The following is a 21,887-nucleotide window of genomic DNA, read 5'->3' on the forward strand; positions in this document are numbered from 1 at the left end:
TTTTTATTATCAGCAATAATTGTGATGTAAATCTCAAACATTCATTTAACACATTGCCTAATCATCGCGGTCAGGGTCAGAGTAAAAATGAAATTGTTAACGTATGACATTTCCGGAGATGCATACCAAAACAATAACCAGTAAGCACAGCTAATGCCTGTGCCAACGGTAAATGACCCAACGCCAGTGATTGAGGATATGGCTATGTTATTGCCCGGTAAACGTAATTATATTTTGCTCAGTATTTTCGATTTTCTGTACCTCTTCGCCTGGTCGGCAACGATGGCATTTTTTGTCATATGGACGACACAGCATCTGGAAATTACCGCCACACGCACAGGATTGCTTTATTCCGTTAATGCTTTCATTGCGTTATTAATGCAGCCGTTCTTCGGTTTCATCTCCGATAAATTTGGTCTTAAGAAACAACTCATCTGGCTCCTCGTCGCATTATTACTTCCCGTAGGCCCATTCTTTATTTATGTGTATGCCCCGCTTCTGGTTCATAACTTCTGGCTGGGCGCTGTTTTGGGTGGCGTTTACCTGGGGATCATTTTTAATTCTGGCTGTGGCGTTCTGGATTCCTGGATAGATAAAGTTTCGCGCCGTTATCATTTTGAATATGGTCGCGTAAGAATGTGGGGCTCTCTGGGATGGGCCGCTGCCGCGTGGATTGTGGGTAAATACATTGATACCAGCCCTAATCTCTCTTTCTGGCTGGCAAGCTGTGCCATTGTGATCGCCGCAATCTGCTTTATGTTTACCAAAATTGAACTGACCGAGGCGGAAATTGAAAAAACCAATTCGTTGAAAGCTATCCATGCGCTTGAACTGGCGAAAAATAGTCAGTTCTGGTTTTTATTGATGTTCACTCTGTTCGTAACGCAAATTTATGACACCTACGATCAACAATTCGCACAATATTTTTCGCTGCAATTCCCGACGCCAGAAGAAGGCAATCGCTGGTACGGGATTCTGGCTTCTGTCCAGGTCTGTGGAGAAACCTTATTTCTCTGTCTGATGCCGTGGTTTGTTAACCGCACTGGCGCCAAATGGGCATTAGTGATTGCCGGAACCATTATGTCGCTACGCATTGCCGGTTCTGCTATCCAACTGGGGCCAGTGTGGATTGCGGCCGTTAAAATGATGCACGCCATCGAAAAACCACTGATCCTGGTGTCTGTGTTTAAATTTATCGCGGCTAACTTTGATCATAAACTCTCTTCGACGGTATACCTGCTGGTGCTTTTTGTGGCATCCATCGCCACGGCAATCTATTCACCCATTGCCGGCTATCTGTATGACACCATTGGCTTTGCTGAAACCTATCTAATCCTGGGGGCGATTGCCGGTTGCTTCACACTTATTTCGGTCTTTACGCTGCGGGACAAATCCAGTAGCCAGCCTGCGGAGGCGCTAACTGAAAACCCAGTAGCATGACAATCATTTGCGCCCCGATATTTGGGGCGTTTTCCTCGCCTGTTGACCAGATTACGATACAAATTTTATCCAGAACTCTGTAGAATCCCTGCCCTGACCTTTCCTGTAACTGAATATTTTTTAAGCTATGAGCAAAGTAACTCCCCAGCCGAAAATCGGCTTTGTTTCCCTCGGCTGTCCGAAAAACCTCGTCGATTCAGAGCGCATTCTTACCGAACTGCGTACTGAAGGTTATGACGTAGTACCGAGCTATGACGACGCAGATATGGTGATCGTCAACACCTGCGGCTTTATTGACAGCGCGGTGCAAGAATCTCTGGAAGCCATTGGCGAAGCGTTGAATGAAAACGGCAAGGTGATTGTGACTGGTTGTCTGGGGGCAAAAGAAGATCAGATCCGCGAAGTTCACCCGAAAGTGCTGGAAATCACCGGGCCTCATAGCTACGAGCAGGTTCTGGAGCACGTTCATCACTACGTGCCAAAACCGAAACACAATCCGTTCCTGAGCCTGGTGCCGGAACAGGGTGTTAAGTTGACCCCGCGTCATTACGCTTATCTGAAGATTTCCGAAGGTTGTAACCACCGCTGCACCTTCTGCATTATTCCTTCAATGCGCGGCGATCTGGTGAGCCGCCCGATTGGCGAAGTATTAAGCGAAGCGAAACGTCTGGTGGATGCGGGCGTTAAAGAGATTCTGGTGATCTCACAGGATACTTCCGCCTATGGCGTTGATGTAAAACACCGTACTGGCTTCCACAACGGCGAGCCGGTAAAAACCAGCATGGTCAGCCTGTGCGAACAGTTATCGAAACTGGGGATCTGGACACGTCTGCACTACGTTTACCCTTATCCGCACGTGGACGACGTCATCCCGCTGATGGCTGAAGGCAAAATCCTGCCATATCTGGATATTCCGCTGCAGCATGCCAGCCCGCGCATTCTCAAACTGATGAAGCGCCCAGGTTCGGTGGATCGCCAACTGGCACGTATCAAAAAATGGCGTGAAATCTGCCCGGAACTGACCCTGCGTTCAACCTTTATTGTCGGCTTCCCTGGCGAGACGGAAGAAGATTTCCAGATGCTGCTCGACTTCCTGAAAGAAGCACGTCTGGATCGCGTTGGCTGCTTTAAATACAGCCCGGTTGAAGGCGCAGATGCCAATGCTCTGCCGGACCAGGTCCCGGAAGAAGTGAAAGAAGAACGCTGGAATCGTTTCATGCAACTGCAACAACAGATTTCCGCCGAGCGCCTGCAGGAGAAAGTTGGCCGTGAAATTCTGGTGATCATCGACGAAGTGGATGAAGAAGGCGCGATTGGCCGCAGTATGGCTGATGCGCCGGAAATCGACGGCGCGGTCTATCTCAACGGTGAAACCAAGGTTAAGCCAGGCGACATCCTGCGTGTGAAAGTCGAGCATGCCGATGAGTACGATTTGTGGGGTAGTCGGGTTTAATTAATGCCAGGCCGGGCAAATTTATTTTCCCGGCCTGCTATAAACATTATTGCCAGCTAATCTGCGCCCTGCCGTTTTTCTTACTCTTATACAGTCGCTCATCTGCCAGCATTTTCAGCCGTTCAACGGTGGTACATTCATTTGAATGCGCTACGCCGATACTGGTGCTTAAATTAATGCTTCCCACCTGGAAATGAACGATTTCTTTTAATATCGATAGCAACTCTTCCAGCGTTCCACCTGTATAAATCACCGCAAATTCGTCGCCGCCAAAACGATAGACTTTGCCTTTATCCACCGGAATTTGTGATTTAAGGATTTTCACAACCTTAATCAACACTTCATCGCCCAACAAATGACCGAAAGTGTCGTTAATGTTCTTGAATTTATCGACGTCAAACAGGCACAAATATCCGCCTTTTTCCGGCAAGGCTTTTAAGTCTTCGTCAAAGGATTTTCTGCCCATCGCTTTCGTCAGGTCGTCAAGAAACGCTGAGTTATACATACTGTAGAGTTTTTTGACATCCGCCGCCGAGAAGAAAAGCCCACCGTCCAGCACACGGTCAAAATGGTTATTAATAATGGCTTCTTTTTCAACAATGCCCTGATTGATCACTCTGCGTACCAGATAGAGGCAGCTGGCCCCTGATATAACCGCCACCAATGCGGCAAAGAAGATGATAAACGTACATACCTGAAAATAAACGTCTTTTTTATAGGCAAACACATACAATCCTGTCGGCAAATAGGAGAAGTGCTCCATCGCTTCCGAAACAGTGAAAATGGCGTTTTTGGCGTTATATTCATCACCAGTAACCGATTTGCCATTCTTAAAAAGTGAGAACATCAGGTTATCGCTGTCCATTGCCAGTGATTTTGACAGTAAAGAAAAGCGCTCCAGCCCAAGCAAAAATATCAGACTACGATTATGGCTAACCGGGTAGAGATAATAGACGAAGGTTTTACCGTCAAAAGAGATAAACCCCGTATTCTTAACATGCAAATACTTAACCACCTGCATGATATTTGTACAATAGTTATTCTCGTACTCCTTTACCTGAATACACTCATCACTGGAAATCAGATAAGGTCCAACATCATACAAATAAGAAGGAGAAACCGAATCGGCATAGGCTGTGCGTAAGCCAACCAGCAATTGTTCTTCCGTAGGGTTTAGCGTATTGATGAGATCAATTGCCACACTACGCCGATATTCAGCAATATTTGCCACCGCAAAAGCAGTATCAATAACGGACTGTTTCAGGCCATACACCCGTTCTTTCACCATTTGAGTGTAGATCCCGCAGGCAACTGCCGAAATCATAATAAAAATCAGCAGACTGACTGTAAGTACGAATTTATTGATTCTGGACATACCTAAACTACTCTTTTACTAACTTTCCACTTTTATCCCAGGCAGAGAATGGCATAGGCTTCTGGTAAAGATACCCTTGGGCCTGAACACAGCCTAATTTGATTAATTCACGCGCAACCTCTTCGCTCTCAACACCTTCTGCAATCACCGGAATCTGGTTATAGCGTGCCAGGTCGAAGATAATGCGTACAATTTTTCCCGCGGTGCCGAAAATATCGCCGGTAAATTGCGAATCTACTTTTATGCTGTCAGGGTTAATTTCATAAAAACGTTTCAGGTTTGACAGCCCTGTGCCAAAGTCATCAATCGATATCCCTACCCCTTGTTTACGCAGTTGTGCAATATTGAGATAAAAATGTTCACTAATTCGTTCGATCACTGTTTCAGTGATCTCAATACAGATACTATTCGCCTGCAGATCATGTTCTTTCATGATAGTTGTAAAATGCTCATGAAAGTGTGGTTCGTTTAGCTGCCAGGGCGAAACATTAATATGCAGTAAGAAACCGTCCTTCAGGGCCGCACGCTGGCTAAAATGCCTGAATTCACGCATTGCGGTTTTAATAATTTGATAGCCAAGCTCATTGATAAACCCAATATCTTCAGCAATCGTAACAAACTTCAGCGGTGAGATTATCCCTCGTTCCGCAGAGATCCAGCGGCATAATGCTTCTGCGCCGATAATGTCTCTGGTTTTCATATCAACAATCGGTTGATAGACTAAAAACAATTCGCCTATTTCCATTGCATGGCGAATATTACGCGCAATCCAGATATTCTCTTCAATTTCGTTGAGTTTCGCGTCATCACAGAAAATAAACTCAGAGAACATATGGTCACGGATACTGGAAATCGCCAGTTTCAGTTTTTCGGCATAACTCCAGGCATTTTCACCTTTCAAAGGTTCACAAATGGCAGATTTGTGTATACGCAGATTACGATAACCAAAGCTGCTGTCAAAATCATTTACCATCGCTATCTTGCGGGTAAACGTCTGTACATTTTCCCGGCACAATAATAAATAGAGATCGGCATTGAATGTCACTATATCGCAGCATTGCGCATATTTCTCGGCAATTCGCTGACACAGTTTCCTGACGATTTTATTGCGTTCCTCGACGCCAAACACAGCTTCGACGGCTTCCAGTCCGCACAGTTTGATGATCCCGACGGCCAGATATTGGTTATTATTAGATTCAATAATCGCCAAGTTTTTGATAAAACCACTCTCCTGATCGTAGGAGATTAGCGAGAGCAGTTTATTCGAACGTTCAATTTCGGCATCTTTCATTTCCGCTATGGAATTTTTTATGCTAATAATCTCTTTCGCATCGCCTTCACGGATTTTCAGCGCCTGCATTTGTTCAGTAGAATCGGGCAAAAACTCCAGCGTATTGACCAGTTCTGTCATTTCGGAAAATTGTCGACGAAACACACGCGTGGTCATTAAGTAAACCAACAGCAGTACGATAATAATAAATACAAATGGTAGATAAAAGAGTTTATCTGATGCGTTAAATAAATTACCTGTGGGATAATAAAAATATATTTCGAACAACGCGTTATTTGGAACTTCTGATGTTCTTGCGATATATTCCGTATCGAAAGAATCAATAATGTTATAATTTCCTTCGCTATTATAAATAATCAGTTTTTCACGGGCGAGTTGGTTTTTGGCGATGATCTCATGGCCTTGTTTCAAAAACAGCACTTCATCAGTCGAACTGATTTGATCAAGATATTCATTCAGATAGCGCCAGTTTAAGTCAACATGAATTTTGTCAACCGCCAGTAAGTCACGGTCTTTTCCATTAATTCGTAGGGTAAAAGAGATACACTTTTTCCCTGGTCGATCAAAGCAATTGTAGGCCGGATTCCAACTACTGACCGAGTTGTCTGATGCCACCGACCAGGGCCGCTGCGACGGGTTAAAGTCGGCAAAGATGACGCGTCCTGCCTCATCGACAAGCGGCCCATTTACTTTTTCCTGATGGTAAACAAGGATCTTATCATTCGCCCGACGTGAAAAGAGATAATATTTATTATCATCCAGAACCAATCCTACCGAATCCAGAAATGGCATCATTTCCATTTTCAGAATGACGGCACGTTTAATTTCTTCACTGTTTTTTAATAAATACAACGAGTCCTTTAACGTTAAGGCAGAACGCTCAATATCTTTAAAAAAATAACCTACGTTTTTTTGAATAAGTTCAAAGCGGCTATCGGCACGTTTTACCGCCCTTTCCGATACCAACTGATAGTTAATGATGAAAAAAAGACCAATAAATGACAGCGTAGCCAACAAAAATAAAATAATCAGTCTTATCTTTATCTTTTCGTATAAACTAAGCATGTTAATACACGTAACAAAATAACTATCAGTACGCTGCCCTGCTGCATAAATAGACTTTTACAACAGCATATTTACCCAATTACCTGATTCTACAAAATCGGCAGAAAGTTACAACATTTGCGTATAGCAATAATTTCCTATGACGCCATTACATTTTTAAGCAATATTCTGCCGTGGCTATGCTTTAATTTTCGGGTCCAGCGCGTCGCGTAAGCCATCGCCCAGCAAGTTGAAAGCCAGCACGGTAAGGAAGATAGCGAGTGCCGGGAAAACCGCCACATGCGGCGCGATGACCATATCCGCTCGCGCTTCATTGAGCATAGCCCCCCATTCTGGTGTCGGCGGCTGCGCCCCCAGGCCAAGAAATGAAAGGCTGGCAGCCGAGATGATCGAAGTGCCAATACGCATTGTGAAAAAGACGACAATGGAAGAGACAGTCCCGGGCAAGATATGGCGCAACAAGATGGTCATGTCGCTGGCACCAATACTGCGCGCCGATTCAATAAAAGTTTGCTGTTTCAACACCAGCGTGTTGCCGCGCACCAGACGGGCAAAAGCCGGAATGGAAAAGATGGCGACTGCGATAATTACGTTGGCAATACCGCTTCCTAACACCGCAACAACAGCAATCGCCAGTAAAATACCCGGGAAGGCAAACAGCACATCGCAAATACGCATAATCAATCGGTCCCACCAGCCTTCGTAATATCCCGCCAGTAAACCCAATAGCGTACCGATCGCCGCACCAATAAAGACAGCAAACACACCCGCCGCCAGCGAGATTTGCGCGCCGACCAGGACACGGCTGAAAATATCACGCCCCAGCGAGTCGACACCAAACCAGTGTTGCAAAGAAGGGCCGTTATTCAGGTTGTCATAATCGAAAAAATTTTCGGCATCATAGGGGGCGATCCAACGGGCAAAAATTGCCACCACAATCAGCAAAATGACGAACAGTGCGGCGGCCATCGCCATATGCTGACGGCGAAAACGTCGCCAGAACTCATGCCACGGTGTACGTACCTGGTCAGGTTTTACCAGTGGCATAGCGTTTAACACCGCCTGACGTCGCCAGTTAAATAGTCGCATCCTTACTTGTACCTGATAGCCGGGTTAATGGCGGCGTAAAGCACATCCACCACTAAGTTGATAAGAATAAACTCCAGCGAGAAGAGCAGAATTTCTGCCTGAATCACCGGGTAATCACGCATTTCTACGGAGTCAACGAGTAAGCGTCCAAGTCCGGGCCAGTTGAAAACTTTCTCCACCACAATGGAACCACCGAGCAAAAAGCCAAACTGCAATCCCATCATGGTGACCACAGGGATCATGGCGTTGCGTAAACCATGCTTGAGGACAACCCAGGTTTCGCTTACCCCTTTCGCCCTCGCGGTACGCATATAATCCTCACTTAAAACATCAACAAACGAGGCGCGGGTAAAACGCGCCATCACTGCCGCCACCGCCGCGCCGAGCGTCAGAGAAGGTAATATGTAATGCTGCCAACTGTCTGCACCTACGGTAGGCAACCAGCCAAGTTCAACAGAGAAAACATGAATCAGCAGTATTCCGAGCGCAAATGCCGGAAATGAAATCCCTGATACTGCGATGGTCATACTTAATCGATCCGGCCAACGGTTACGCCAGACGGCGGCGATAATACCCGCCGCCATGCCGAACAGCACCGCCCATGTCATACTGGTAATGGTCAACCACAGCGTAGGCATGAAACGGCTGGCGATCTCCTCGGCAACCGGACGACGCGACACCATCGACAGACCAAAATCCCCCTGCACGGCATTGCTGATATAGTGCCAGAACTGGTGATACAGCGGCTGATCCAGCCCCAGTTGCTGACGCACCAGTTCGATGACCTGCGCATCGGCTTCTGGACCGGCAATCAATCGCGCCGGGTCGCCGGGTAGCATATGGACAAACAAAAACACCAGCACCGAGACAATAAACAGCGTCGGAATCAGCCCCAGCAAGCGTTTGATAACGTAATTAAGCATTCCTCTCCCTGCGCTACTTATTGCAAATCCGCATCTTCAAAGCTAAAGCCAGTGTCTGGCATAATCCAAAAACCGCTCAGTTTTTTGCTGTGTGCCGACACCAGTTTTTCTACCACCAGCGGGATCCACGGCGACTCTTGCCAGATGGTATCCTGCGCCGCCTTATACAAGCGCGCCTTTTCCGCCGGATCGTTGGTTTTCAGCGCCTGGGCAAGCTCGTCATCCACCTGCTTATTGCTGTAAAACGCAGTATTAAACAGCGTCGGTGGCCAGTTCTGCGAGGCGAACAGCGGCGATAGCGCCCAGTCAGCTTCACCGGTCGAGGCCGACCAGCCAGTATAGAACATTCGCACGCCGCTCTCTTTCTGCCCTTTACCTTCAACTTCTGCCGCCCGCTGCCCGGCATCCATCGCCGTTACCTGGGCTTTAATCCCCACCTGCGCTAGCTGTTGCTGGGTAAATTGCAGCACTTTCTGCGCGGTACTGTGATTATGTGATGACCACAATGTGGTACTGAAACCGTTGGGATATCCCGCCTCTTTTAATAGTTCGCGCGCTTTAGCCGGATCGTAAGGCCACGGTTTATAACTTTGCGCGTAGGCAATACTCGGTGGCACCACACCAGTGGCAGGAACGGCATATCCCGCAAAGGCCACTTTCACCAGTGCCTGACGGTTGATGGCGTAATTCAGTGCCTCACGCACTTTTGGGTTATCGAATGGTTTCTGCGTCACGTTCATACTGATATAACGTTGCATAATCGACGGGCTGGCCATCAGCTCGATATTTTTGTTCTTGTCCAGTAGCGCAGCTTGTTCATAAGGGATAGGGAAAGCAAACTGCGCTTCACCGGTTTGCAGCATTGCCGCGCGGGTATTGTTGTCCGCCACCGGACGCCAGGTGATGCTGTCCAGTTTGGGCAAGCCTGGCTGCCAGTAACCCGCAAATTTTTTAACCTTCACAAAATCGGTCTGGTTCCAGGTATCCAGTTCATACGGGCCAGTTCCGACCGGGTGAAAACCAATCTCCTTACCATATTTTTCCAGCGCCGCCGGTGAAATCATCGCGGTCGCCGGGTGAGCGAGGATGTTAATAAACGCGGAGAACGGTTGCCTGAGCGTAATCTTCACCGTTGTCGGATCGACCACTTCAGTTTTGGCAATATTTTTGTACAGGTTATAGCGTTTTAGATGATTTGCCGGATCGCTGGCTCGGTCCAGATTCGCTTTGACGGCTGCGGCGTTAAAGTCGGTGCCGTCCTGGAACTTAATCCCTTCGCGCAATTTCACGGTGTAAGTGAGGCCGTCATCGGAAACGGTATAACTCTCCGCCAGCACGTTTTTCAGTTTCATCTCTTTATCCAGACCGAACAGTCCCTGATAAAAAGATTTCGCTACCGCCTGAGATAACGTGTCATTCGCGTCATACGGATCGAGCGTAGTGAAGTTCGATCCCACTGCCACAACCACATCTTTGGCAGCGAATGCACAAGGTGCCATCAACGCTGCGGCAATGCCCATCGCCACTAACCCACTACGGTGTACAGCTCTTGCCATTTTATTCTCCGCCTGAATGTTATCTACGCAAAAATGCGTACTCTCATTGTGGTTGTGCGACGTAATGCCCTGGCCCGACGCATTGCAACGAGACGGCGGCAACCTCTTCGCCACGCAGATGAATATTGCTGGGAAGATCATCCGACAGCAGCACGCGCTGCGGTCGTAGTCGGGACGGTTCAGCGACCGGAACTGCCGCCAGTAATTTACGTGTATAAGGGTGCTGCGGATTTTCAAAGACCGCACGCCGTGGACCAATTTCAACGATTTGCCCGAGATACATCACCGCCACACGATGACTAATCCGCTCTACAACGGCCATATCGTGGGAGATAAACAGAAAGGCGATGCCAAACTCGCGCTGGAGATCGAGCAACAAGTTGATGATTTGCCCACGGATAGAAACATCCAGCGCCGAGACGGCTTCATCGGCAATGATCACTTTTGGATTCAATGCCAACGCGCGAGCAATGCAGATGCGCTGACGCTGACCGCCGGAAAACTCATGCGGGTAACGCCACGCATGTTCAGGTAACAGGCCAACGCGTTCCAGCAACCACGCAACGCGTGCAGCAGCTTCTTCACCTTGCAATAAACCGTGTACACGCAGCGGTTCGACAATCGAATCACCAATGGTCTGACGTGGGTCCAGCGAGGCGTAAGGGTCCTGAAAAATAAACTGAATATCGCGGCGCAATGCCTGAAGTTTGCCAGGTGAAAGGGTATCGATTCGCTGCCCTTTGAAGATGATTTCGCCGCCCTGGGATTCAACCAGGCGCAGCAACGCCCTACCGGTGGTTGATTTGCCACTCCCGGACTCTCCCACCAGCGACAACGTTTCGCCAGGCCAGAGATCAAAACTGACCTTCTCAACCGCATGCACTTCTCGCGTAACGCGATTCAGTAAGCCACTACGTAAAGGGAAACGGGTCACCAGATTACGCACCTGTAAAACAGGGTCGCCATCAACCACCGTTTTCTGCTCGACAGGTCGTTCCTGTTTAGCCGGATGTTCAAGTGATATCAGCGGGAAACGGCGAGGATAATCTTGCCCTTTCATCGCCCCCAACTGCGGCACGGCAGCCAACAGCGCGCGGGTATAAGGATGCTGTGGCGCATGAAAAATCTGTTCAACGCTGCCCGTTTCGACCGCTTCGCCCTGATACATCACCAGCACCCGATCGGCAATCTCTGCCACCACGCCCATGTCGTGAGTGATAAAGATGACGCCCATCGACATCTCTTTTTGCAATACTTTGATTAATTGCAGGATCTGCGCCTGAATCGTGACATCCAGTGCGGTGGTCGGTTCATCCGCAATCAGCACCGCCGGGCGACATGACAGCGCCATTGCAATCATCACTCGCTGGCGCATCCCACCGGAGAGTTGATGCGGATAACGCGAAAGAATGGTTTGGGCTTCCGGGATGCGAACCTGATCCAGCATCCGCTTCGCCTCTACCATCGCCTGTTCACGACTGGCGTTTTGATGCAAACGGATCGACTCGGCAATCTGCTCACCCACAGTAAATACCGGATTCAGCGAGGTCATCGGCTCCTGAAAAATCATCGCGATATCTGCGCCGCGCACATGCTGTATTTGACTGGCACTCTGCTCGTTAAGCTCAATCACTTCACGACTGCGTCGCCGCAACAGCATTTTATCGCACTGCACCAGACCGCCTGCTTGTTCCAATAGACGCATCAATGCCAGTGCTGTGACAGATTTACCGGAACCTGATTCCCCGACAATGGCCAGCGTCTCGCCGCGTCGCAGCCGAAAAGAAAGATTGCGCACCGCAGCCACTTTCTGCTGGTCCTGCATAAAGGCAATGTTGAGATTATCGACCGCCAGGACATCACCGGCATCAAGTTCATCACTGTGTGGCAACGGTGTCCCCTTTTTCGCGGTAGATACCAGTGGTTGGTGTATCGCCTGCATAGCCCCAGGCGCGATACATTCCTTCGGTGTTAAACGGTAGTGCGACGTTACCTTCGTGGTCGACAGCGATTAAGCCACCGCTGCCGCCAAGCGCCGGGAGTTTTTCCATCACCACCCGCTCGCAGGCTTCCGCGAGGCTTAGACCGCCATAATCCATTAACGCGCCGATGTCATACGCCGCCAGCGCGCGGATGAAGACTTCGCCCGTACCAGTACAAGAAACCGCCACACTGGCGTTATTGGCGTAGCATCCGGCACCCACTAAGGGACTATCGCCCACTCGTCCGGGTAATTTATTGGTCATTCCGCCCGTGGACGTGGCGGCCGCCAGATTGCCGTGTAAATCCAACGCCACGGCGCCCACCGTACCCATTTTTTGTTTTTCATCCAGCGGAGCGCCGCTATGGTCGAGGACGGTTTCCCCACACTCACGCGCCGCCAGCAGCTGTTCATAACGCAAAGGCGTGGAGAAAATCTCCGGCGAGACGCGCTCCATGCCATGAGAAAAAGCAAAGTTTTCCGCCCCCTCACCAATCATCATCACATGCGGGCTTTGCTCCATCACCAGACGAGCGGCAAGAATTGGGTTGCGCAGATGGCTAACGCCCGCCACCGCCCCCGCTTTCAGGGTGTTGCCATCCATCAGACAGGCGTCCAGTTCATGCGTTTCATCACGCGTAAAGACGGCGCCAATTCCGGCGTTAAAGAGCGGACACTCTTCCAGCAGGCGCACCGCTTCTGTCACCACATCCAGCGCGCTTTCGCCCGCTTCGAGCATTTGCTGTCCGGTTTCAACAATGGCAGACAGCGCCTCAATGTAGCGTAATTCCTGTTGCAGACTCATCTGTGCGCGGCTAATTGCGCCTGCGCCGCCGTGGATTGCAATGACTGCTTTGCCCATAGTCTTCGTCCATTAAGGGTGGCTCGCCACTTTTGCTATAAATATCAGAATTTTTATGAATTACTCATTCAATTTTTGAATATAGAAAGATGTATATGGCATGTAAAGGAGAGCGTCTGCTCTACGACCGAGGTGGCATACAGTCTGTGGCGTTTTTCTGACATAATAGGCAAATTCGATTTTGCCTCCGCAGGAGTGTTTTCATGGAATTTACCACCGGATTGATGTCGCTCGACACCGCGCTTAATGAGATGCTTTCTCGCGTTACCCCACTGACCGCCCAGGAAACGCTGCCACTGGTACAGTGTTTTGGCCGTATTCTGGCGAGCGATGTGGTTTCGCCGCTGGATGTCCCAGGGTTTGATAACTCCGCAATGGACGGTTACGCGGTACGTTTGGCCGATATCACCTCCGGACAACCGCTGCCCGTTGCCGGGAAGTCGTTTGCCGGTCAGCCTTACCATGGCGAGTGGCCTGCTGGCACCTGCATCCGCATTATGACTGGCGCACCAGTACCGGAAGGCTGCGAAGCAGTGGTCATGCAGGAACAGACTGAACTAACGGACAATGGCGTACGTTTTACCGCTGAAGTGCATAGCGGGCAAAATATTCGCCGTCGCGGTGAAGATATCTCTGCGGGCGCGGTTGTTTTTCCGGCAGGTACTCGCCTGACTACCGCTGAACTGCCAGTGATTGCTTCGCTAGGGATTGCCGAAGCTCCGGTGATTCGTAAAGTGCGAGTGGCGCTATTTTCCACGGGTGATGAGTTGCAGTTACCCGGTCAGCCTCTGGGCGATGGGCAAATTTACGATACCAACCGCCTCGCGGTGCATTTGATGTTAGAACAGCTGGGTTGTGAAGTAATCAACTTAGGGATTATTCGCGACGATCCACATGCCCTGCGCGCCGCATTTATTGAAGCCGACAGCCAGGCGGATGTGGTGATCAGTTCCGGTGGTGTTTCGGTTGGTGAAGCGGATTACACCAAAACCATTCTCGAAGAACTGGGCGAAATTGCGTTCTGGAAACTGGCGATTAAACCGGGTAAACCGTTCGCGTTTGGTAAACTCGCGAATAGCTGGTTCTGCGGCCTGCCGGGCAATCCAGTTTCTGCGACGCTGACCTTCTATCAATTAGTACAACCTTTGCTGGCCAAATTAAGCGGCAATACCGCCAGTGGCCTGCCCGCGCGCCAGCGCGTACGCACGGCATCTCGTCTCAAGAAATCCCCTGGACGTCTTGATTTCCAGCGCGGCGTGCTGCAACGCAACGCCGACGGCGAACTGGAAGTCACGACCACCGGGCATCAGGGTTCACATATATTTAGCTCCTTTAGCCTCGGCAACTGCTTTATCGTGCTGGAGCGCGATCGCGGCAATGTTGAAGCGGGCGAATGGGTGGAAGTCGAGCCATTTAATGCGTTGTTCGGAGGCCTGTAATGGCGGAACTCAGCGATCAGGAGATGCTGCGCTACAATCGGCAAATCATCCTGCGTGGTTTTGATTTTGACGGTCAGGAAGCATTGAAAGATTCCCGCGTGCTGGTAGTTGGCCTGGGCGGCCTCGGCTGCGCAGCCTCGCAGTATCTGGCAAGCGCCGGCGTCGGTAACCTGACGCTGCTCGACTTCGACACGGTTTCGCTCTCAAATTTGCAGCGCCAGACGCTGCACAGTGATGCCACGGTCGGGCAACCGAAGGTAGAATCAGCCCGTGACGCACTGGCGCGGATCAATCAACATATCGCGATTACGCCGATAAACGCGTTGCTTGATGACGCTGAACTGGCTGCGTTGATTGCTGAACACAATCTGGTGCTCGACTGTACGGATAACGTTGCGGTACGTAATCAACTGAACGCGGGCTGTTTTGCCGCGAAGGTGCCGCTGGTTTCCGGCGCGGCAATTCGTATGGAAGGGCAAATCACGGTCTTTACTTATCAGGACGGTGAGCCGTGCTATCGCTGCCTTAGCCGTTTGTTTGGCGAGAACGCGTTAACCTGCGTGGAAGCGGGCGTAATGGCACCGTTGATTGGGGTGATTGGTTCGTTGCAGGCAATGGAAGCGATCAAACTGCTGGCAGGTTATGGCAAACCTGCCAGCGGGAAAATCGTGATGTACGATGCGATGACCTGTCAGTTTCGCGAAATGAAACTGATGCGTAATCCGGGGTGTGAGGTGTGCGGGCATTAATTGCCAGCTCCGGGCCTGATAAGATGCGGCGTGAACGCCTTATCTGGCCTACGGTTCGGGCGCAGATTTCCAGGTCTGATAAGACGCGGCAGGCATCAGTGCACTCCGCCACGTCATCAGCAATTTATGAGGATGCAGAAAGTCCGGTTAAATCGACGTTCTGCCAAACGCCCCCTGCCAGTCCTGCTCAAACTTCGCCACAGCGGCATCAACTGCCGGATAGCTAATCATCTGTTGCGCGACATCCAGCGGCAGTGTGATTGATTCGCATCCTACCAGTAAGCAGTCCAGCGCCTGACGCGGGGTTTTGAAACTGGCTGCCAGCACTTTCGCCTGTGGCGCGTGCATTTTCAGTAACTGGTGTAAGTCGGTCACCGTCTGAATACCACTCCCGCCCTGGGCATCAATTCGGTTGACGTAAGGCGCAACATACTCCGCACCCGCCAGCGCCGACAGCAGCCCTTGCGCTGCCCCATACACCGCCGTACCCAGCGTCGGAATACCTTCCGCTTTTAATAGCTTAATCGCTGCCAGCCCCTCGGCAGTCACAGGTACTTTAACCACGATATCCGCAATAATAGAACGCAGTTTACGCGCATCGTTCACCATACCTTCAGCAGTAGTAGACATGACCTGCGCAAACAAACGCCCCTGTCCGCCCATCGCCTCATGTAACTCAGGAAGTAAAACTTCCAGAGGCTTCTTACCTGCCGCCACAATACTTGGATTAGTGGTCACACCCGCCAATGGAAAAACACGAGCCAGCGTCTTCACTGCGGCGACGTTTGAAGTATCCAGATACAGTTCCATAGTCATCCTCTAAATCTACTTTTGTATGAAATCAGACTATCACGAAAAAACTCTCTGAACAGTTGATGTACATCAATCTAACTTTCATTCGAAAGTATTTTAATGTTTGAACGAAAAAGAGGGACATCTATGATTTTCAACATTCAGCGCTATTCGACCCACGACGGTCCCGGTATCCGCACGGTAGTTTTCCTTAAGGGGTGCTCGCTGGGCTGCCGCTGGTGTCAGAACCCGGAAAGCCGCGCCCGCACGCAAGATCTGCTGTATGACGCACGACTGTGTCTGGAAGGCTGCGAACTATGCTCAAAAACCGCTCCGGAAGTGATTGAGCGCGCGCTGAATGGTTTACTCATTCACAGGGAAAAGTTAACGCCTGAACATCTGACGGCGCTGACCGACTGCTGTCCGACTCAGGCATTAACCGTGTGCGGTGAAGCGAAAAGCGTTGAGGAGATCATGGCGACCGTTCTGCGCGATAAACCATTTTACGATCGCAGCGGCGGCGGTTTAACGCTTTCCGGTGGTGAGCCGTTTATGCAGCCGGAAATGGCGACGGCGCTGCTGCAAGCCAGCCACGAGGCCGGTATTCATACTGCGGTAGAAACCTGTCTGCATGTGCCGTGGAAATATATCGCCCCTTCTCTGCCCTATATCGATCTGTTTCTTGCCGATTTAAAACACGTTGCCGACGCGCCGTTTAAACAGTGGACTGACGGCAGCGCCGCCAGAGTGCTGGATAATCTGAAAAAACTCGCGGCGGCGGGCAAAAAAATCATTATTCGCGTGCCGCTGATTCAGGGCTTTAATGCCGATGAAGCCAGTGTGAAAGCCATTACCGATTTTGCCGCCGATGAGTTGCACGTTAGCGAAATTCATTTCCTGCCCTACCACACGCTGGGCATCAACAAATATCACTTACTTAATCTGCCCTATGACGCCCCGGAAAAACCGCTTGATGCGCCAGAACTGCTCGACTTTGCCCAGCAGTATGCCTGCCAGAAAGGGTTAACCGCGACCTTACGAGGATAACAACCATGACCACACTGAAACTGGACACGCTCAGCGACCGCATTAAAGCGCACAAAAATGCGCTGGTGCATATTGTGAAACCGCCGGTCTGTACCGAGCGCGCACAGCACTATACTGAGATGTATCAACAACATCTCGATAAGCCGATCCCGGTACGTCGCGCGCTGGCGCTGGCGCACCACCTGGCGAATCGCACCATCTGGATCAAACACGATGAGTTAATCATCGGCAACCAGGCCAGTGAAGTCCGCGCCGCGCCGATCTTCCCGGAATATACCGTCTCCTGGATCGAAAAAGAGATTGATGATCTGGCGGATCGTCCGGGTGCTGGTTTTGCGGTCAGCGAAGAGAACAAACGTGTTCTGCATGAAGTGTGCCCATGGTGGCGCGGTCAGACTGTACAGGATCGCTGCTATGGCATGTTTACCGATGAGCAAAAAGGCCTGCTGGCGACTGGCATCATTAAAGCGGAGGGCAATATGACCTCCGGCGATGCGCACCTGGCGGTCAATTTCCCGCTGCTGTTGGAAAAAGGGCTTGATGGTCTGCGCGAGAAAGTGGCAGAGCGCCGCTCACGTATCAACCTGACTGTGCTGGAAGATTTGCACGGCGAGCAGTTCCTGAAAGCGATTGATATCGTACTGGTGGCAGTCAGTGAACACATTGAACGTTTCGCTGCTCTGGCGCGAGAAATGGCCGCCACCGAATCCCGCGAAAGTAGTCGCGATGAACTGCTGGCGATGGCAGAAAACTGCGACATCATCGCCCACCAGCCGCCGCAAACTTTCTGGCAGGCGCTGCAACTGTGCTACTTCATCCAGTTGATTTTGCAGATTGAATCTAACGGTCACTCGGTGTCGTTTGGTCGTATGGATCAGTATCTCTATCCGTACTATCGCCGCGACGTTGAACTCAACCAGACGCTGGATCGCGAACACGCTATCGAGATGCTGCATAGCTGCTGGCTGAAACTGCTGGAAGTGAACAAGATCCGCTCCGGCTCGCACTCAAAAGCCTCTGCGGGAAGTCCGCTGTATCAGAACGTCACCATTGGCGGGCAAAATCTGGTTGATGGTCAGCCGATGGACGCGGTGAATCCACTCTCTTACGCAATCCTCGAATCTTGCGGTCGCCTGCGTTCGACTCAGCCTAACCTCAGCGTGCGTTACCATGCGGGAATGAGCAACGATTTCCTCGATGCCTGTGTGCAGGTGATCCGCTGCGGCTTCGGGATGCCGGCGTTCAACAACGACGAAATCGTGATTCCGGAATTTATTAAACTCGGTATTGAACCGCAGGACGCTTACGACTACGCAGCGATTGGTTGTATCGAAACCGCCGTCGGCGGTAAATGGGGCTATCGCTGCACCGGCATGAGCTTTATCAACTTCGCTCGCGTGATGCTGGCGGCGCTGGAAGGTGGTCGTGATGCCACCAGCGGCAAAGTGTTCCTGCCACAAGAAAAAGCGTTGTCAGCGGGTAACTTCAACAACTTCGATGAAGTCATGGACGCGTGGGATACGCAAATCCGTTACTACACCCGCAAATCAATCGAAATCGAATATGTCGTCGACACCATGCTGGAAGAGAACGTGCACGATATTCTCTGCTCGGCGCTGGTGGATGACTGTATTGAGCGAGCGAAAAGTATCAAGCAAGGCGGCGCGAAATATGACTGGGTTTCTGGCCTGCAGGTCGGCATTGCCAACCTCGGCAACAGCCTGGCGGCAGTGAAGAAACTGGTATTTGAACAGGGCGTGATTGGTCAGCAACAACTGGCTGCCGCGCTGGCGGAAGACTTCGACGGTCTGACTCACGAGCAGCTGCGTCAGCGTCTGATTAACGGCGCGCCGAAGTACGGCAACGACGATGATACCGTCGATACGCTGCTGGCTCGCGCTTATCAGACCTATATCGACGAACTGAAACAGTATCATAACCCACGCTACGGTCGTGGCCCGATCGGCGGCAATTATTACGCAGGTACATCATCTATTTCCGCCAACGTACCATTCGGCGCACAGACCATGGCAACGCCGGACGGACGTAAAGCGCATACCCCGCTGGCAGAAGGCGCAAGCCCGGCCTCCGGCACCGACCATCTCGGCCCAACGGCGGTCATCGGCTCAGTGGGTAAACTGCCTACCGCAGCGATTCTCGGCGGTGTGTTGCTCAACCAGAAACTGAACCCGGCGACGCTGGAGAACGAATCTGACAAGCAGAAACTGATGATCCTGCTGCGCACCTTCTTCGAAGTGCATAAAGGCTGGCACATTCAGTACAACATCGTTTCCCGCGAAACATTGCTGGAAGCGAAAAAACATCCGGATCAATACCGCGATCTGGTGGTGCGCGTAGCAGGTTATTCCGCCTTCTTCACCGCGCTCTCTCCAGACGCACAGGACGATATCATCGCCCGTACCGAACATATGCTGTAACTCTTCCGCCCGGCGGCCACCGTCGCCGGGCTATATCATTCACAGTGTCAATTTCTCGCTCAATTACATTCGAAATAAATTTGTGCCCTGCGTCACATTGTTATTACACTGTGGCGGTTTGCATTCATTGCCAGGAGCACTTCTTATGAGCGTAAAAGTTATCGTCACAGACATGGACGGTACTTTTCTAAACGACGCCAAAACGTACAATCATGAGCGTTTTATGGCGCAATATCAGGAACTGAAAAATCGCGATATTGAGTTCGTTGTCGCCAGCGGTAACCAGTATTACCAGCTCATTTCCTTCTTCCCTGAGCTAAAAGATGAAATCTCTTTTGTTGCAGAAAACGGCGCTCTGGTTTACGAACACGGCAAGCAGCTTTTTCACGGCGAACTGACTCGACATGAATCGCGGATTGTTATTGGCGAGTTATTGAAAGATAAACAACTGAATTTTGTCGCCTGTGGTCTGCAAAGTGCATACATCAGTGAAAATGCCCCGGAATCATTCGTTGCATTGATGGCAAAACACTACCATCGCCTGAAACCTGTAAAGGATTACCAGGACATTGACGACGTACTGTTCAAGTTTTCTCTGAACCTGCCGGATGAACAGATCCCACAGGTGATAGACAAACTGCACATTGCACTCGACGGCATTATGAAACCGGTGACCAGTGGTTTTGGGTTTATTGACCTGATTATACCTGGCCTGCATAAAGCGAACGGTATTTCGCGGTTACTGAAACGCTGGGATCTGTCGCCGCAAAATGTGGTAGCGATTGGCGACAGCGGTAACGATGCGGAGATGCTGAAAATGGCGCGTTATTCCTTTGCGATGGGCAATGCTGCGGAAAATATTAAACAAATCGCTCATTACGCTACCGATGACAATAATCATGAAGGCGCGCTGAATGTGATTCAGGCAGTGCTGGATAACATCGCTCCTTTCAATCGTTGATCTTCCCCCGGGCCGGAGTGACCACTTCGGCCTCTCGCCTTTTTGCTCGCTTTGTGCGGTGACTCAAGATCTTTATCTTGCGTTAACTTATTTTTAACTTAAAGTATCAATCGTAATCATTTTACTTTCGAACGAAAGATGAGGGGTTGATATGACTTTTTCCTGTGAGACGCTGCCCACAGATGCGAAAGCGGCTATCCGAGAAATGAAAGCTGCGCTGCGGGAACAGCTCGGTGATGTACAACAGGTTTTCGATACACTCTCTGCAAAAATCGAAACGCGTGTTGCTGAAATCGATGCCCTAAAAGCGCAAGGGCTGCCGGTTTGGCCGGAAGTTTCTTATAGCGATATTGCCGCAGGGACAGTAAGCGATGTCACTCGCAATGAAATTAAACGTCGCGGCTGTGCAGTAATAAAAGGTCATTTCCCTCGCGAGCAGGCGCTGGCGTGGGATCGTGCCATGCTCGATTATCTCGATAGCAATCATTTTGATGATGTTTATAAAGGCCCTGGCGACAGTTTTTTCGGCTCACTGGAGGCTTCTCGTCCCGAAATCTATCCCATTTACTGGTCACAAGCACAGATGCAGGCGCGGCAGAGCGAAAATATGGCTGCTGTGCAATCTTTCCTGAACCGCCTGTGGAAGTCTGAAAGCAACGGCAAGCAGTGGTTTGATCCTGATATCAGTGTGATTTACCCGGACAGGATCCGTCGCCGTCCTCCAGGTACTACATCTAAAGGTCTGGGGGCGCATACCGATTCTGGTGCGCTGGAACGGTGGTTATTGCCCGCTTATCAGCGCGTTTTTGCCAATGTGTTCAATGGTAATTTCGATGATTACGATCCCTGGGATGCTGCACACCGGACCGATGTCGAAGAGTACACGGTGGATAACACGACCAAATGTTCAGTGTTCCGCACGTTTCAAGGCTGGACTGCGCTCTCTGATATGATATCGGGTCAGGGATTGTTGCATGTGGTGCCTATCCCGGAAGCGATGGCGTATGTTTTATTGCGCCCGCTGCTGGATGACGTACCGGACGATGAACTGTGCGGGGTTGCACCTGGCAAAGTTCTTCCCATTTCAGAGAAATGGCATCCACTATTGATTAAAGCGCTGACATCCATTCCCGCGATAACAGCAGGGGATTCCGTCTGGTGGCACTGCGATGTGATTCACTCCGTCGCGCCAGTAGACAATCAACAGGGTTGGGGCAACGTGATGTATATCCCTGCTGCGCCAATGTGCGAGAAAAATCGGGCTTATGCACACAAAGTCAAAATGGCGCTGGAAAAAGGCGCATCACCGGGCGACTTCCCGCGGGAAGATTATGAAGCAAACTGGAAAAGCCGCTTTACACTGGATGATCTGAACATTCACGGTAAGCGCGCACTGGGCATGGACGTGTAAGAGTTGATGGATTAT

At 50.5% G+C, this 21,887-nt stretch carries 16 protein-coding genes; 8 read left to right on the forward strand and 8 right to left on the reverse strand.

Features of this window, described 5'->3' with window-relative positions; all coding sequences use genetic code 11:
• The first annotated feature begins 204 nt into the window (after positions 1–204).
• Together D9738_RS06115 and rimO are read left to right on the forward strand one after the other, a co-directional pair.
• A complete protein-coding gene (locus D9738_RS06115; RefSeq protein ID WP_130259824.1) occupies positions 205–1,440 on the forward strand; it encodes an oligosaccharide MFS transporter in 1,236 nt (411 codons plus the stop codon).
• A 127-nt stretch (positions 1,441–1,567) separates the two neighbouring features.
• Positions 1,568–2,893 (forward strand): 30S ribosomal protein S12 methylthiotransferase RimO, encoded by a 1,326-nt coding sequence (gene rimO, locus D9738_RS06120; protein WP_130205175.1) that lies wholly within the window; start codon positions 1,568–1,570, stop codon positions 2,891–2,893.
• 46 nt (positions 2,894–2,939) lie between these two features.
• Here rimO and D9738_RS06125 read toward each other — a convergent pair whose 3' ends face one another.
• The 7 genes from D9738_RS06125 to iaaA form a co-directional block, all read right to left on the reverse strand.
• Complete coding sequence (locus D9738_RS06125; RefSeq protein ID WP_130259754.1) at positions 2,940–4,268, reverse strand: GGDEF domain-containing protein; 1,329 nt, start codon at positions 4,266–4,268, stop codon at positions 2,940–2,942.
• 7 nt (positions 4,269–4,275) lie between these two features.
• Complete coding sequence (locus D9738_RS06130) at positions 4,276–6,624, reverse strand: EAL domain-containing protein (RefSeq protein WP_130259755.1); 2,349 nt, start codon at positions 6,622–6,624, stop codon at positions 4,276–4,278.
• A gap of 177 nt (positions 6,625–6,801) precedes the next feature.
• Positions 6,802–7,713 (reverse strand): glutathione ABC transporter permease GsiD, encoded by a 912-nt coding sequence (gene gsiD, locus D9738_RS06135; protein WP_130205171.1) that lies wholly within the window; start codon positions 7,711–7,713, stop codon positions 6,802–6,804.
• Positions 7,714–7,715: 2 nt separating this feature from the next.
• Positions 7,716–8,636 (reverse strand): glutathione ABC transporter permease GsiC, encoded by a 921-nt coding sequence (gsiC, locus tag D9738_RS06140; protein WP_130259756.1) that lies wholly within the window; start codon positions 8,634–8,636, stop codon positions 7,716–7,718.
• Between the two features lie 17 nt (positions 8,637–8,653).
• Positions 8,654–10,192 carry a glutathione ABC transporter substrate-binding protein GsiB gene (gsiB, locus tag D9738_RS06145; protein WP_130259757.1) on the reverse strand — a complete coding sequence of 513 codons (1,539 nt, stop codon included), beginning with the start codon at positions 10,190–10,192 and terminating at the stop codon, positions 8,654–8,656.
• 43 nt (positions 10,193–10,235) lie between these two features.
• Positions 10,236–12,083, reverse strand: coding sequence for a glutathione ABC transporter ATP-binding protein GsiA (gene gsiA, locus D9738_RS06150; RefSeq protein WP_130259758.1), 1,848 nt, complete (start codon positions 12,081–12,083; stop codon positions 10,236–10,238).
• Positions 12,070–13,035, reverse strand: a complete 966-nt coding sequence (gene iaaA, locus D9738_RS06155; protein ID WP_130259759.1) for a beta-aspartyl-peptidase — start codon at positions 13,033–13,035, stop codon at positions 12,070–12,072. Before iaaA ends, gsiA begins: the two co-directional genes overlap by 14 nt.
• A 203-nt stretch (positions 13,036–13,238) precedes the next feature.
• Between iaaA and moeA the strand changes: the two genes are divergently transcribed.
• Both moeA and moeB read left to right on the forward strand, forming a co-directional pair.
• Positions 13,239–14,474: a molybdopterin molybdotransferase MoeA gene (gene moeA, locus D9738_RS06160; RefSeq protein ID WP_130205163.1), complete on the forward strand. Its 1,236-nt coding sequence runs from the start codon at positions 13,239–13,241 to the stop codon at positions 14,472–14,474.
• Positions 14,474–15,223: a molybdopterin-synthase adenylyltransferase MoeB gene (gene moeB / locus D9738_RS06165; protein WP_130259760.1), complete on the forward strand. Its 750-nt coding sequence runs from the start codon at positions 14,474–14,476 to the stop codon at positions 15,221–15,223. Before moeA ends, moeB begins: the two co-directional genes overlap by 1 nt.
• A gap of 147 nt (positions 15,224–15,370) precedes the next feature.
• On the opposite strand, the gene fsa is transcribed toward moeB, so the two are convergent.
• Positions 15,371–16,033, reverse strand: a complete 663-nt coding sequence (gene fsa / locus D9738_RS06170; RefSeq protein WP_130259761.1) for a fructose-6-phosphate aldolase — start codon at positions 16,031–16,033, stop codon at positions 15,371–15,373.
• A gap of 129 nt (positions 16,034–16,162) precedes the next feature.
• On the opposite strand from fsa, the gene D9738_RS06175 reads away from it, so the two are divergent.
• From D9738_RS06175 to D9738_RS06190, 4 genes are all read left to right on the forward strand, one after another.
• A complete protein-coding gene (locus D9738_RS06175; protein ID WP_130259762.1) occupies positions 16,163–17,062 on the forward strand; it encodes a glycyl-radical enzyme activating protein in 900 nt (299 codons plus the stop codon).
• Between the two features lie 5 nt (positions 17,063–17,067).
• Positions 17,068–19,500, forward strand: coding sequence for a glycyl radical protein (locus tag D9738_RS06180; protein WP_130259763.1), 2,433 nt, complete (start codon positions 17,068–17,070; stop codon positions 19,498–19,500).
• 145 nt (positions 19,501–19,645) lie between these two features.
• On the forward strand, positions 19,646–20,461 hold the full coding sequence (gene ybiV / locus D9738_RS06185; protein WP_130205153.1) for a sugar-phosphatase YbiV: 816 nt from the start codon (positions 19,646–19,648) through the stop codon (positions 20,459–20,461).
• A gap of 151 nt (positions 20,462–20,612) precedes the next feature.
• Positions 20,613–21,872 carry a DUF1479 domain-containing protein gene (locus D9738_RS06190; protein WP_130259764.1) on the forward strand — a complete coding sequence of 420 codons (1,260 nt, stop codon included), beginning with the start codon at positions 20,613–20,615 and terminating at the stop codon, positions 21,870–21,872.
• Positions 21,873–21,887: the final 15 nt, after the last annotated feature.

This window comes from Escherichia sp. E10V5 (genome assembly GCF_004212315.1).
In the GTDB taxonomy this organism is placed as follows: domain Bacteria; phylum Pseudomonadota; class Gammaproteobacteria; order Enterobacterales; family Enterobacteriaceae; genus Escherichia.

What these genes read in the sequence shown, in the direction of transcription:
- D9738_RS06190 (WP_130259764.1), top strand. Translation starts at nt 20,613, where the DNA reads ATGACTTTTTCCTGTGAGACGCTGCCCACAGATGCGAAAGCGGCTATC.
- D9738_RS06180 (WP_130259763.1), top strand. Translation starts at nt 17,068, where the DNA reads ATGACCACACTGAAACTGGACACGCTCAGCGACCGCATTAAAGCGCAC.
- rimO (WP_130205175.1), top strand. Translation starts at nt 1,568, where the DNA reads ATGAGCAAAGTAACTCCCCAGCCGAAAATCGGCTTTGTTTCCCTCGGC.
- fsa (WP_130259761.1), bottom strand. Translation starts at nt 16,033, where the DNA reads ATGGAACTGTATCTGGATACTTCAAACGTCGCCGCAGTGAAGACGCTG.
- gsiC (WP_130259756.1), bottom strand. Translation starts at nt 8,636, where the DNA reads ATGCTTAATTACGTTATCAAACGCTTGCTGGGGCTGATTCCGACGCTG.
- D9738_RS06125 (WP_130259754.1), bottom strand. Translation starts at nt 4,268, where the DNA reads ATGTCCAGAATCAATAAATTCGTACTTACAGTCAGTCTGCTGATTTTT.
- D9738_RS06130 (WP_130259755.1), bottom strand. Translation starts at nt 6,624, where the DNA reads ATGCTTAGTTTATACGAAAAGATAAAGATAAGACTGATTATTTTATTT.
- moeA (WP_130205163.1), top strand. Translation starts at nt 13,239, where the DNA reads ATGGAATTTACCACCGGATTGATGTCGCTCGACACCGCGCTTAATGAG.
- moeB (WP_130259760.1), top strand. Translation starts at nt 14,474, where the DNA reads ATGGCGGAACTCAGCGATCAGGAGATGCTGCGCTACAATCGGCAAATC.
- ybiV (WP_130205153.1), top strand. Translation starts at nt 19,646, where the DNA reads ATGAGCGTAAAAGTTATCGTCACAGACATGGACGGTACTTTTCTAAAC.
- gsiD (WP_130205171.1), bottom strand. Translation starts at nt 7,713, where the DNA reads ATGCGACTATTTAACTGGCGACGTCAGGCGGTGTTAAACGCTATGCCA.
- D9738_RS06115 (WP_130259824.1), top strand. Translation starts at nt 205, where the DNA reads ATGTTATTGCCCGGTAAACGTAATTATATTTTGCTCAGTATTTTCGAT.
- gsiB (WP_130259757.1), bottom strand. Translation starts at nt 10,192, where the DNA reads ATGGCAAGAGCTGTACACCGTAGTGGGTTAGTGGCGATGGGCATTGCC.
- D9738_RS06175 (WP_130259762.1), top strand. Translation starts at nt 16,163, where the DNA reads ATGATTTTCAACATTCAGCGCTATTCGACCCACGACGGTCCCGGTATC.
- iaaA (WP_130259759.1), bottom strand. Translation starts at nt 13,035, where the DNA reads ATGGGCAAAGCAGTCATTGCAATCCACGGCGGCGCAGGCGCAATTAGC.